Below are 12,898 nucleotides of genomic sequence, written 5' to 3'. Positions count from 1 at the left end.
GTAAATGTCAAGTGATTAGGTTGTCGATACCGACGAACACCAAACAGGAGATCAACAGTGTCCCGACTGACAATTGTCGCCAATATCAAGGCAAACCCGGATCAAATTGACCTGGTGAAAGCCGAGTTGCTGAAACTGATCGAAATTACCCGCGCCGAAGCGGGTTGCATCAACTACGACCTGCATCAGGACAACGAAAATCCCGCACATTTTCTCTTTTACGAGAACTGGGAAAGCCGTGAGCTGTGGCAGACACACATGAATGCGCCGCATCTTGCCGCCTACATGAAGGCAACAGAAGGCGCGGTTGCCGATTTCACGCTCAACGAAATGACCGTGATCGGCTAAAGCCGAAATGACGTCTTGTACAGGGATAACCAGAAGCGCGCGGCCTCTGGTCCCTGTGCAGGCCAACGTGTCTTCAAGTGGAAATTTCTGTGCTATGTACCTGCGATCTAATGGAGGACTTCATGGCTGCGCTTTCTCCCCCGGTTTGCGATTTCAATTGGCCTGCCCCGACATTCGAGTTGCCGGGCACTGATGGCAAAACATATCGGCTCGATGACCTGAAGGGTGAAAATGGCACGCTTGTCATGTTCATTTGCAACCATTGTCCATTCGTGCTCGCGATACTCGACAAGATCGTGCGCGATACTCAGGACCTAAAGGCACTAGGCATCGGGATTGCCGCAATCTGTTCAAACGATCCCGTCGCCTATCCGCAAGACAATTTCGCTAACATGAAAAGGCTCGCGGAAACTCGAGCCTTTCCCTTCCCGTATCTGCACGATGAGAGCCAAGCCATTGCCCAGGCTTATGGTGCGGTTTGCACACCCGACTTTTTCGGTTTCGACAAAAGCCTTGGGCTGCAATATCGCGGTCGTCTGGACGCAACACGCATGAATGTCGCGGACATCGACATGCGACGAGACCTTTTTGAAGCAATGAAACAGGTCGCTGAAACTGGAACTGGTCCGCTTGAGCAGATCCCCTCGATTGGTTGCTCCATCAAATGGAAACACTAACGCCATGCAGATCGAAAAGCTCGACCACGTCAACTTGAGAACGAAGCAACTCCAGACAATGGTTGCCTGGTACGAAAACGTTCTGGGACTGAAGTCCGGTTCCCGGCCCGATTTCCCCTTTCCTGGGGCCTGGCTCTATGCGGGCAGTCAGGCGGTCATTCACCTTGTTGAAATTGAAGGCGATCTTGCGGTTGGCTCCGAAAAGGAGCTGAAACTGGAGCATTTCGCATTTACCGCAACAGGCCTTGCCGAATTCGAACAACGCCTAAAGGAAAGCGGTGAAGAATACCGCCGCTCTGGACCACCAGGCCTTGATCTGGTCGCCTTCAATCTTTGGGACCCGGACGGCAACCACATTCACGTGGACTTTGTCTCCAACGGTTAAGCCGCCCAAGAACTCTCAAGGCTTCCGATGTCAAAAGGCTTCTGTGTGGATCAGCGCTTCAGGCACTCCCATAAGTTCGAGTTCAGCCTGGATCCCGGCCAGAAAGACAGCTGGCCCGCAGAGCAGATAATGGGCGTCACTTCGGGCTACAAGCGACTTCAAAGCCGCGCCTGAAATACGCCCTTCAACATCGTAGTCGCGCCCCTGTTCGTCACCATCCTTCGGCCTGCTGTAAAACGTCAACGTCGAAACGTTGCTGCTCTCCGTGGAAATCTGCTCGACATCGCGTTTGAACGGATGATGTGCGCCATCGCGAGCCCCGTGAACGAACCAGACTGCTCGGTTGTCGCCGCTAACTGCCAGCGACTGCACCATGCTGAGCATAGGAGTGATACCGATCCCGGCACTCACCAGAACAACTGGCTTGCTATCATCAGGCAGTAAAAAATCACCTGCGGGTTTCCGGCTTTCAAGGATGGTTCCCGGTTGCAAGGCATCATGCAGGAACCGTGAAGCTAGGCCGTTGCTCTCCCGTTTCACAGATATTCGATAGTGCCTGCCGTTCGACGAATTCGACAGCGAGTAAGTTCGCTGGACCTTTTCGTCAAAGCCCGGGATTCTCAGTTCAATGGGAAGATGTTGACCGGCTTTAAAGGGCTCAAGAGTGCCACCATCGCGTGCCTCAAACAGGAACGACACAACGTCTTCGCTTTCCCGGTGTTTTTCAATCAATCGCAAAGATCGGGCATTTTCCGCTTCCGCCTGCCAACGAAGCCTCAAAGCCGCAGTCGTCTCAACAACATCCTCGATGTCCAGAGTGACAAGTTGGCGGGCCCCGGCAAAACGGCGTACTTCGTCGGATTCGAAATCAATCGTTGCACGCCCTGTCAATTGCAACAGGCTCCCGCTTGCGAAATCCAGAAACAGAAAGCCCGCGCGACCGTCCTGAACGATGTTGCCAAGCGTGTTGTAAAACCTGTTTCCCGCATAATCGGGGAAGCGGATTGTCCGGTCGCCGAGCACCTCCACAAAACCTTTTTCGCCGCCCCGGTGGGAAGCATCCATCCCAAAGGCCGGATCTTCGCCGTCGCCCTGGTATCCCGTCGCAATAAAAAACGTGTCGGAGGTCCTGATCCAGTCGATTTGCGACGATGTCAGACCCTCTCCGCGCTGAACCTTGGTCTCTAGCGGACCTTCGTGCCACCAGTAAGACCGCTCACGGATGTATTGCGGACAATTGCCGAATGACTGACCAACAACGAAGTTCAGATGCCCTGCCTTGTCTCCGACAACACGTCCATTGACCCTATTGCGGCGACGGGTGGCCAACTCAATACCCAGAATTCCGATATCTGTTCCTGCTTTGAGGGTATCTGCCAGCGGATCCCCAGGAGATGGCAAGGCATCAATATCAAGTCGAGTTGCCTCCGGTGACGCGACGAACCCTGTGCCGCCCTCCAGAACACTCGCCCAGGGGCGGCCTTGCCGGTCTCTTGCGGAGACTATCAAAAACGGTTGAGCTTCAAAGAATTCGCGGTGCTGGTCGGGCATATGGTTCCGAATGGCCCCTTTGGCCCAGCGCTCGATATCACGCTCCCCCATATGTTCCTGTACCTGCTGCTCGCCCTTGTGAAAGGGAGACCGTCCGGTGTCGGCGGCAATGCCGATATCAGTCTTAAGCATCCAATTATCTCCCTCACTTTGAACAAAGGACCGGTCACCCAGTTGAGAGTGACCGGAAGTCCTGCTGTCAGGCAGCCAGGCCAACCTTGGTTGCTGGCATCGCCACGAAACCCGGCAGGTTTTCAATGCGCTTCAGGAGCGCTCTAACGGCGGGGTAAGGATCGAGAGACACGTTGCCTTCCGGAGCATGTGCCACGTAACTGTACATCGCCACATCGGCAATTGTCGGACGGTTGCCGACAAGCCAGTCACGACCAGCCAGTTGGTTCTCCAGGAAGCTGAGCGCCTGTGCGGACACTTCTTTTGCGCGCTCAGGATCAAGCGGCACACCGAAGACGGTGATCAGACGCGCCGCACAAGGCCCTGCAGCCAATTCGCCAGCGGCAAACGACAGGAATTTTTGAATTTCGGCTTCCTCGACCGCATCAGTCGGCAACCATTCGGGTGCGTATTTGCGAGCGAGATAAACAAGGATTGAATTTGAATCGGCAAGCACAGCATCGCCATCCTCAATGACCGGGACCTTACCGACCGGATTGAGCTTCAAAAATGGTTCCTGTTTGTGCTCGCCACCTGCCAGATCAACATCAACCAGCTCATGCTTGATGCCTGTCAGATTGCAGAACAGCTCAACCCGATGGCAGTGCCCGGACAATGGAAAGCGGTGAATTTTGATAGAATTGGACATGATCATACCCTTGCGATCTTGAACCTCCTGCGGTTGCCGACCTTGATGCCGGGCCGCTGATCGCAATATGCCAATTCTCCTATATGGAAATAATCCTCAATCTTGTTCAATAATTATGTACAAAGTGGCGACAATAATACCTGTCGCTCCAATCAAGAGGCAGATCATGGACAAGATTGAAACGATTAGAGCTTTTGTGGCGGTGGCTCAGGAGGGCTCGTTTACGGCCGCAGGTCGCCGCCTCGGGCTATCGACAAAACTGGTCAGCAAATATGTTCGACATCTGGAGGGCCAACTCAGGACCCAGCTCTTCAATCGGACCACACGCAGCGTTTCGCTGACCGATGTCGGAACGGCCTATCTGGAGCGAAGCCGCCCGATCCTGGAGCAGATCGATGATCTGGACTCCCTCGTCAGCGAACGCCAGAGCGCCCTAGCCGGCCCGATCCGGCTCACCGCACCAACAGGCTTCGGAAGCACCAAGTTGACGGAAGCGCTGGTGCCTTTCCTGAACACGCATCCTGAAGTCGAGCTCGATATGTATTTGACGGACAACCGAGTGGCGGTGGTTGAAGAAGGGCTGGATCTGGCAATTCGCATCAGCACTCTCCGGGACTCCACTCTGATCGCGCGAAAACTGTCAGATATGCCCCTGGTCATGTGCGCCTCGCCGAATTACCTGGAACAACATGGCCGGCCCCAACATCCGAAAGCCCTGCAAACGCATGTCTGTCTGGTCGACAACAACCAACAGGACCTGAACACCTGGCGTTTTTACACCAACGGCCAGGAACAGACCGTCCGGCTAAGTGGTGCTGTCAGGGCCAATGCCCCCAGAGCACTGGCCGCGCTGGCAATTGGAGGTTTGGGGATAACACGCGCTCCGCTCTATGCAGTCGAAGAGGCGTTTCAGGAGGGGAAGCTGGAAAGAGTGCTGCCTGACTTTGCGACGGAGAATTTCGGGGTGTATGCCCTCTACCCGCCCAACAGGCACCTGACACGCAGAGTGCGTGCATTGATAGATCATCTTGCAGGCGAGTTCAGCTCTCGTTGGACGATTTGATTGGGCGTGCCCTTGGCGGAAACCAGATTTCGAAACACGCCCCTTGCACTTGTGGGCCAAGACGTATCGTTGCGCCATGCGCCTTGAGAAGGGCCTGAACAATCCCGAGGCCCATACCGGTGCCCCCGCTGTCGCGCCGGGTTGTGAAGAACAGGTCGAAAACCTGTTCGGCGTTCCCTGACGAAATACCCTTCCCATTGTCGCTGACACTTACCTTGAGCCCATTCCCCACAGCTTGCGGTGTGACAACCACACGATCCGCACTATGCTGACGGGCATTGTCAATAAGATTTGAGAAAACGATCCGGGCGTTTTCCGCAGACATGGGCAGGTCTGCGTTTCCTTCGCAATCAATCGCGAAACCTTCGGTTTTTGACTGTATCTCGGCGAGAACCATCTGAAGACGCGAGTCTCCTCCAATCTCGACACTGTCGGCGCGTGCCAGGTCTCGGAGCCTGTTCAACAACAAAGATGCACGCTCGGTATCGCGGAGAATATTCTTCAGGAACCTCTTTCGATCTTCGTCGCTCAGACCATCGCTGTCTGCCAGCAGTTCCGCTGCACCCTGGATGGCCGTCAACGGAGACTTCAGTTCGTGGGTGACATGATTGGCGAAAGTGTTGATGTAGTCATTGCGATCAAACAGCTTGCGCGACATGTCGAGCATGCTTTCAGATAAAGCATGGATTTCCCGGTTACCGTGGATTTTCAACGGCTTCAGTGCTTCGCGATCTCCCGTGCCGATCCTCAGCGAACGGTGTGTCAGCGCCTTGATCGGGCCTGAAATTGCGCGCGCAAAAATATAGCCGACAACAAAGGTTGCTCCGAGAATGAAAACCGACACCCAGAACACGGTTTCGCGTTTCCAGAACATTTCCTTCAATATGTTGCTCGGTGTTCGCGAGGCGTAGACAACACCTGCGACCCTATCGTTCACGACAATCGGCAGTGCGATAAAAACACGAACGCTTGTGCCGCGACTGATGGAATAGATCGGCTGTGGATTTTCAACGGCGCGCTCTCTGAGAACACTGGCATAATTCCCTTCCAAGGCCGATCGCACCTCGGCGACATGCGCAAGGGACTGGCCAAGTTCATCCCGGCCGGCAATGACGGTTCCATGGACGTCCAGAACACGAAATCCGGCAAGCGTCAGTTTTTGAGTGTTCTCAAGAATTGGCCCCAGTTCCGTTCCCACAAGTGCTGTCCTTGAATGCACTTCTGCCTGCGGTGCCAGTGGCTTGGGACGTCTTGGCAGCACCCGCGTCTTGTTCAGGTCAAGGAGCGGCAATTGAGGTGTCCAGTTGCCACCCGGCTGACGAGCGGATGCACCTTTATCGTAGGAAGAGGTACCCGAGCGCTCAACCACCGGGCCCAGTGGCAAATCGGCGCCACCAACTTGTTCCAGACGCTGTGCCGCCACGGACGCAATGGCCGCCGATTGCGCGATCAATTCGGCTTCTGTGGTCTGGACGAGCTGGTTTTCATAGACCCTGAAAAACGCAATGCCGGCAAAAGGCACAAGCAACATGATGCAGAGAACGACTGCCACCACCAAAAAAAGCGGTGGGCGCCATTTGTCTCTGAAGGCACGCGATAGCAGCATTGACGGATGCTTATCCGGGCCGAGCGGAGCAGTTGCCGAGGCGAAATCCGACCCCGTGAACGGTTTCAATCGCATCTGAGCACCCGGCGTCGTTCAGTTTGGCCCTGATGTTTCGAATGTGACTGTCGATCGTCCGGTCCGAGACGTGAATATTGTCCTTGTAGGCACTTTCCAGAATACGCTCGCGGGTAAAAACGATCTTGGGTCGGCTCAACAACGCTGCCAGAATATCGAACTCAATGGCTGTGAGGCTGACGTTGGCTTCGCTCACTGTAACCAGGCGTTTATCCTTTTCCAGCAGGACAATGCCGTGCGACAGCGACGTCTCCAGCAATTCAGGTTCCTGAGTTGTAACTCCGTAGCGCTTTAAAATGGCACCTACCCTGGCAATCAATTCGCGTGGGCTGAAAGGTTTGGTGACATAGTCATCGGCACCGAGTTCCAGCCCAACAATCCGGTCTATTTCATCATCGCGCGCGGAAAGAAACAGGATCGGCACATCCGTGCTCCGCCGCAAGTGTCGACAGACCTCCAGCCCGTCCATTTCAGGCAGACCGATATCCAGGACAATCAGCGCAGGGTCCAGAAGGCTGGTCTTGTCAATCGCCTCCTTGCCGTCAGCTGCCGTCTCGAATGCATAGGAAGCTTTTTGAAGCGCGAAACAGATCACTTCACGAATATTGGGGTCATCGTCGACGACAAGAATGGTTTTGCTGGGCAAAATTGACTTCCCGAAAAAGATATTTCCGCAATAGGCAGCAGAACAATTACAAATAACTGAGGCAAGATCAGGTTTCCAGCCACCAGCCGTCTCGGCGCAGGCTGCGTGGGAGTGTTTTGTCTATAGCCTGGTCGTTTTGAAAAACCGGACAGACGGCCGACGGGGTAAGGTTGCCACCGCGCGATCGCCAACCTGGCCGGCGAACATAAGGTCGTTCGATTGAAAATGGGGCAAATGAAGTGGTCTTTGAAGCTGGATGTCTCATGGGTCCAGATTGGCGACTTAAACTGCAGGCCCCACTGAGAGGATGTGCAGATTTTGCGCATTTGTCACCAATCGGGCAATGTTGGGCAAATTCGCCAAGCACACGCCATGATTTGTCGGCCCAGGGCCCCGATGTAACAGATCGCAAGTCTGTAAACGCTACCCGGTATTTTCTGCTCGAGCCCTCACCACAAGTGAGCGTTCCTTTGGCATTGTCGTGATGACAAAACGCGCTAGCTCTCTTTGGAACCGAAGGCCGGAGCCCTTGAGAGGACGCAATGACGAGACTGCTAGGAAGCCTGTTTGCCCTTTCGATCGCTGCAACACCTGCTCTTGCAGAGCCGCATCGCTATGAGCTCGACCCGGAGCACACGACAATCGTCTTCATGGTCGATCATCTGGGCTATGCCGACACGCTTGGCGTGTTCTTGGATTTCGCGGGCGGCTTCAGCTACGACATGGAGACGCAGACGCTCACTGACGTAGAAATCACCGTCAATACCAAGAGCGTTGAATCGTTCAATGAAGCCCGGGACGATCACGTTCGGAACAAGGACTTTTTGAACGTGGAAAAGTTCCCGGTCATGACATTTACCGCATCCGAAGGTACCCCCACCAGCGATACCACCGGCACCGTTGAGGGCGAGCTTGAACTGCTTGGGCAAAAACATCCGCTAAAACTTGAGGTGACCCTCAACAAGGCAGCGAACTACCCGTTTGGGCACAGCCGCTTCACGCTAGGCATTAGCGCTCGCGGAACGGTCATCCGCAGCCAATATGGAATGAACTATGCGGTCGACAACGGATTTGTTGGCGACGAAGTCAATCTGATCATCGAGACAGAAGCCATGCGAATGGAATGAGCGACTGACCGGTCAAGCGGTCAAATCGCCTTGTCCATCAGCGGCTTCAAAAGAGGATGAATATTCGGGCTTTCCTCGCGGATGAACCGCAGCAGGGATTTCTCGTTTTCGTGCAAGACGCCGTCCTGGCCTATTCGCGTCACCAGCCAGGAAGCCTCTTCTTCCGTAACGATTTCGTTCCGCGCGATTTCCTCTTCAATCGCAGCGCCTCGCTCGGCATATGCCGACGGCTTGCTCTCATGTGCATCGAGCTCACCGCCAAGGCCTCCGCCAATCATTTTCTTGAAAAAACCGCCAAGCCCGCCGTCAAAACCACCCGGCGTCTCAAGCCAGTTTTCACGGGCAAGAGCAACATCCCGGGAAGGTGGTGTGAAACCGGACATGGCCATCATGTAGTTGGCAACGGCTTTCACGAAGAGTTCTGACCAAGCCGGGGCATTGTCAGCTTCAACGGTCGCGTCGTTCAACTCGAACAGGATTTCAGCTTCAGCCCTGGATATGGCCGAGCCGCGGCTGCCGGATCCTGCATAAAGCACTCTGCGCAACAGCTCGACCTCGGCATCTCCGATAACACCCGGTCTCAATTGCTCTCCTGAACGCGTAGCACCATTGCCGGTCAAGACACTGTCTTTGACCGTGTTTAGTGCAAACAATTCAAGACTTTCAGGGACTTCACGCGCCTTCTCAAGCACATGCAATACGGCATCCAGTTCGGTTGCTGAACACACCTTGCCGTCTGCGGTGATTTGACCGATCAACCAATCGGCATTGTCATTTGAGACGTAACCCTGAGGACTGGCCTGATTGACGAGAATGTCGGCAACCGCTTCGGGAAAGAGCACAAACCATGCCTCGCAAAGATCGGGCGATGCGTTGTTCAGGTGAAAGAGTGAAGCACCTTCTTCCAGCGACACGGCCATATCGCCGTAGATGTATCTGCGCAACGTGACGACATCGTCTTCACTGACGCGTCTTTCCGCAATCTTTGCCGCAACGAAGTCGTTCAATCCTGGCTTGGCCATGGTGATCTCCCAATTCTGACGCGCGCACTATCACGGCAAAATCTTGAGATTCACGTAACACGGGCGAAAACAGTCAAAAGGGGGAGCCGCAATGGCGGCTCCCCCTCTGTCCCCCCGCGGGTGTGGGTAGGAAGTGCGGGGAAATGCTGTCAGGCCATTTGACCAGAAGCCTCTTATCCTCGCTGCTGTTTGCCGTGACCCCGACCTTTACCCTTCATTTTCTTGCCGCCTTTGAAGTCGGCTTTGGTGATCACGCCATCTTTGTTTCGGTCGGCGCGATCCATCAGTCGGTCAAGGCGCTTTCCATGCTCTTCGGCTGTGACACCGAGACTTCCGTCGGCATCAGCGCGCTGGAACATGTCGACGATGCGGTTCTCATTGACTGACATCCACATCGGACCAAAGTCTTCCAGCGTGAACGATCCGCTCCCGTTTGTGTCGGCAAGCGAAAACAATTCAGCACGCTGTGCATCGAAGTCTTCTCGGGTTACGGAACCATCGCCATCCGTGTCAAAGAGGCTCAGGAACATCCGACCGGGACCGCCCCGTCCGTGTCCGCCACGGCGTCCGCCGCGTTCACCGCGCTCGGCCCGTTGGCCGCCTTCGCCGGCATTCTGTCCCCGCTGACCGCGGACACGTTCAACCGTGCCGTTTCCATCGCGATCAAGCCGATTGAAAAGACGGTTGGCGGCTGCATCGTATTCTGCCTGTGTCACCGTACCGTCGCCGTCCGTATCCAGGAACTGGAACGCACGAACCATGCGATCATTCGACCGGGTCAGGAATTCTGCCTTGAATTCTTCGAGGCTGATTTCGCCGCTTCCATCGGTATCCGCTGCCGCGAAGTTCTCAGACCGGACTTCGGCGATCTCTTCAGCTGTAATGACGCCATCCTTGTCCACGTCAAAACGCTCAAACAGGCGTTCGGCACGTCGCTCACCCCCGCGATGACCCCGGCCCCAGCCGCGACCGCTTCGCTCACCCTTATGGGCCATGCGCTCGGCGACCGGCTGTTGAATTTCTTTGCCCCCGTCCCCCGATGCAGGGCCACTCTGGGCAGACGCAGACATGCCGGCGGTCAGCGCGGTGCCCGCGACGCTCGCAGCCAGGGCGGCAATTGCAATCTTCTTGAACGGTTTCATTCCAACAACTCCTTGTTCGTTGATGAGCCGAACGTAGGAAGCAATTGTCGCAGGAATACCCTTCTGGGCGGCTCGAAGTGTCGCCAAGTGTCCCGTTTGGCCCCTGCGACACACTTTGATACAAACTCGCCTCGCACGTGGGTGCGCTTGTTATTATTTAGGCTTTAGACACAATGAAGTGGCGGATGGACACCAAGTACAGAACCCGCTGCCAAGACGGAGACAAACGTGAGCGACCCGAGCCCGCATATTCTGGTGGTGGACGACCACCGCGACATTCGTGAAACGCTGGCCCGCTATCTGATCAAGAACGGCATGCGCGCAACGAGTGCGGAAAATGCTGCTCACGCGCGCAAGGCATTGAAAGCGGCATCAATTGACCTCGTCGTTCTGGACATCATGATGCCCGGCGAAGACGGGCTGTCACTGTGCCGGCACCTTGTGGAAACAGGGTCCTTGCCGGTGATCCTGCTGACAGCCATGGCCGACGACACGGATCGGGTCATTGGTCTGGAAATAGGCGCAGACGACTATGTCACCAAGCCGTTCAACCCTCGCGAACTTCTTGCCCGGATCCGGGCCGTGCTCAGGCGAACGTCGCTCGTTCCAAAGGAGCGCGATCCGATTGAACAGGAATTGCTGTCCTTCGACGGTTGGGCGCTCAACGTGTCCCGCCGTGAGCTGATGGACCCTGAGGGCGTGGCCGTTGCACTTTCAAGCGGTGAATTTCAGCTGCTCTGCGCGTTCTTGAAACGGCCGAAAATGGTGCTCAATCGCGACCAGTTGCTCGACCTCACCACGGGACGCACACCGGCAGTCTTCGACAGGTCCATCGACAACCAGGTGTCGCGTCTGCGCAGGAAAATAGAAACAGATCCGAAAGACCCGAAGCTGATCAAGACAGTCTGGGGCGGCGGCTATATGTTTACCGCCGAAGTCAAAGACGGAACCGCATGAGCGCTCCTCAACTCATAAAGACAACGCTCTATCGGCTATGGCCCAAATCAATTGCGGCGCAATTGATTGTACTGCTTCTGGCAGCCATCGTTGCTGCACAGGCGCTCAGCGTCTGGATTTTCCATGATGAGCGCCGCATCACCATGGTTGCCGCTGCACGGGACAATCTTCTGTCGAGAGCGATCTCGATCGCAACGCTGCTTGAAGAAACACCTGAAGAGCTGCAACAGAAAATCCTGGATGCCAGCAGCAGCCGGTATGCCATTTTCTGGATCGGGGACACTCCGCTCGCTCCAAAGCCCGGTGCATCGCGGTTCGAACAGCGCTTGCAAGGCTACATCAGCAACAGGCTCGGGCACGATTATGTCGCGCATATCAACATACACGCGGACGAAAAGCGGGGACCGCGCGACCGTGCAAGGAATGACGACAGAAACCCAAGCTGGCGCGATGTTCCAAAAGGCGAAAGGCCCCCCAATCTCAAGCGGATCATGAACAAGCCTGAAGATCTTTCGCTTTCCATTCAGCAAGCCGATGGACGCTGGCTGAATGTCGCGACCAGTTATCGCCCTCCCAAGGGGGCAATCATACCGCTTTTGGTACAACTTGGCCTGACCGCTCTGGCCGCCGTTTTGATCATAGGGTTCGCGGTTCGCCGCGTTACGAGACCGCTGAAGGATCTGGCCGTATCAGCCGAGAAACTTGGCCGAGGTGAAGATCTCGAAGCGCTCCATCCCACAGGGCCGAAGGAAGTGCGTGCTCTCACCAGCTCTTTCAATGACATGCAGGATCGACTGACGCGCTTTGTCAAAGACCGGACCCGCATGCTGGCGGCCATCAGTCACGATCTCAGAACTCCCATCACATCGCTTCGGATCAGGGCCGAGTTTATCGATGATGACGAGAACCGGGAAAAGATGATCGAGACACTGGAAGAAATGGCGGCGATGACGGAGGCCACGCTGCGCTTTGCCAGGGACGAGGCCAATGCAGAACCCGCTGAGAGGGCAGATCTTGGTGCAATGCTGGAGGCTCTGGCTAGTGACCAGGAAGATATGGGCAATGACTGCAGCGTGAAGACCGACGGGACCATCATCCTGTCTTGCCGGCCCGTTGCAATGAAACGCGCGCTTAGGAACCTGATCGAAAACGCAATTCGTTACGGGGAAGCGGTAACAGTCAAAGCTGAGCAAAGCGGCAGCGATGTGATTGTTTCCATTCGCGACAAAGGACCCGGAATTCCGGAAGACAGGCTTAAGGATGTCTTCGAACCGTTTGTCAGGCTTGAAGAATCCCGAAGCGAGGAAACCGGAGGCATCGGCCTCGGCCTTGCCATCACCCGCTCGATCATCCACGCCCATGGCGGGACGATCAACTTGCGCAACCACCCCGAAGGCGGGCTGGTTGCCGAATTGCGGTTGCCTTTGGGAGAATTGAGAAACTGACTAGGCCAAAATCCGCAGATTCAGCACGACCTTA

13 protein-coding genes are annotated in these 12,898 nt (G+C 55.5%); 7 read left to right on the top strand and 6 right to left on the bottom strand.

The features are described 5' to 3' along the window. Positions 1–57: 57 nt before the first annotated feature. From FIV00_RS13125 to FIV00_RS13115, 3 genes are all read left to right on the top strand, one after another. The gene (locus tag FIV00_RS13125; RefSeq protein WP_152501168.1) at positions 58–348 is read left to right on the top strand and encodes a putative quinol monooxygenase; all 291 of its coding nucleotides are present in this window, start codon (positions 58–60) and stop codon (positions 346–348) included. A gap of 122 nt (positions 349–470) precedes the next feature. Continuing rightward, positions 471–1,025, top strand: coding sequence for a thioredoxin family protein (locus FIV00_RS13120; RefSeq protein ID WP_152501167.1), 555 nt, complete (start codon positions 471–473; stop codon positions 1,023–1,025). A 4-nt stretch (positions 1,026–1,029) separates the two neighbouring features. Then, complete coding sequence (locus FIV00_RS13115) at positions 1,030–1,410, top strand: VOC family protein (protein ID WP_152501166.1); 381 nt, start codon at positions 1,030–1,032, stop codon at positions 1,408–1,410. A 30-nt stretch (positions 1,411–1,440) separates the two neighbouring features. Here FIV00_RS13115 and FIV00_RS13110 read toward each other — a convergent pair whose 3' ends face one another. Beyond that, positions 1,441–3,093, bottom strand: a complete 1,653-nt coding sequence (locus tag FIV00_RS13110) for a pyridoxamine 5'-phosphate oxidase family protein (RefSeq protein ID WP_152501165.1) — start codon at positions 3,091–3,093, stop codon at positions 1,441–1,443. Positions 3,094–3,160: 67 nt separating this feature from the next. After that, positions 3,161–3,781 carry a glutathione S-transferase gene (locus FIV00_RS13105; RefSeq protein WP_152501164.1) on the bottom strand — a complete coding sequence of 207 codons (621 nt, stop codon included), beginning with the start codon at positions 3,779–3,781 and terminating at the stop codon, positions 3,161–3,163. A 166-nt stretch (positions 3,782–3,947) separates the two neighbouring features. Here FIV00_RS13105 and FIV00_RS13100 point away from each other — a divergent pair, with 166 nt between their 5' ends. After that, on the top strand, positions 3,948–4,844 hold the full coding sequence (locus tag FIV00_RS13100; protein ID WP_152501163.1) for a LysR family transcriptional regulator: 897 nt from the start codon (positions 3,948–3,950) through the stop codon (positions 4,842–4,844). On the opposite strand, the gene FIV00_RS13095 is transcribed toward FIV00_RS13100, so the two are convergent. Next, on the bottom strand, positions 4,822–6,525 hold the full coding sequence (locus tag FIV00_RS13095; protein ID WP_247649382.1) for a HAMP domain-containing sensor histidine kinase: 1,704 nt from the start codon (positions 6,523–6,525) through the stop codon (positions 4,822–4,824). The genes FIV00_RS13100 and FIV00_RS13095 overlap by 23 nt on opposite strands. Beyond that, positions 6,461–7,171: a response regulator transcription factor gene (locus FIV00_RS13090; RefSeq protein ID WP_152501162.1), complete on the bottom strand. Its 711-nt coding sequence runs from the start codon at positions 7,169–7,171 to the stop codon at positions 6,461–6,463. Before FIV00_RS13090 ends, FIV00_RS13095 begins: the two co-directional genes overlap by 65 nt. A gap of 542 nt (positions 7,172–7,713) precedes the next feature. On the opposite strand from FIV00_RS13090, the gene FIV00_RS13085 reads away from it, so the two are divergent. Then, positions 7,714–8,298, top strand: coding sequence for a YceI family protein (locus FIV00_RS13085; protein WP_152501161.1), 585 nt, complete (start codon positions 7,714–7,716; stop codon positions 8,296–8,298). Between the two features lie 20 nt (positions 8,299–8,318). Here the strand turns inward: FIV00_RS13085 and FIV00_RS13080 are convergent, their stop codons facing one another. Both FIV00_RS13080 and FIV00_RS13075 read right to left on the bottom strand, forming a co-directional pair. Further along, entirely contained in the window at positions 8,319–9,320 is a 1,002-nt protein-coding gene (locus FIV00_RS13080) for a hypothetical protein (RefSeq protein WP_152501160.1), read from the bottom strand. 173 nt (positions 9,321–9,493) lie between these two features. After that, the gene (locus FIV00_RS13075; RefSeq protein ID WP_152501159.1) at positions 9,494–10,462 is read right to left on the bottom strand and encodes an EF-hand domain-containing protein; all 969 of its coding nucleotides are present in this window, start codon (positions 10,460–10,462) and stop codon (positions 9,494–9,496) included. Positions 10,463–10,690: 228 nt separating this feature from the next. Between FIV00_RS13075 and FIV00_RS13070 the strand changes: the two genes are divergently transcribed. Both FIV00_RS13070 and FIV00_RS13065 read left to right on the top strand, forming a co-directional pair. Then, positions 10,691–11,419, top strand: coding sequence for a response regulator (locus FIV00_RS13070; protein WP_152501158.1), 729 nt, complete (start codon positions 10,691–10,693; stop codon positions 11,417–11,419). Further along, positions 11,416–12,864: an ATP-binding protein gene (locus tag FIV00_RS13065; protein ID WP_152501157.1), complete on the top strand. Its 1,449-nt coding sequence runs from the start codon at positions 11,416–11,418 to the stop codon at positions 12,862–12,864. Before FIV00_RS13070 ends, FIV00_RS13065 begins: the two co-directional genes overlap by 4 nt. Positions 12,865–12,898 lie beyond the last annotated feature (34 nt).

It is taken from the genome of Labrenzia sp. THAF82, assembly GCF_009363435.1.
Taxonomy (GTDB): domain Bacteria; phylum Pseudomonadota; class Alphaproteobacteria; order Rhizobiales; family Stappiaceae; genus Roseibium; species Roseibium porphyridii.
This window is presented reverse-complemented; position numbering and strand designations above follow the sequence as displayed.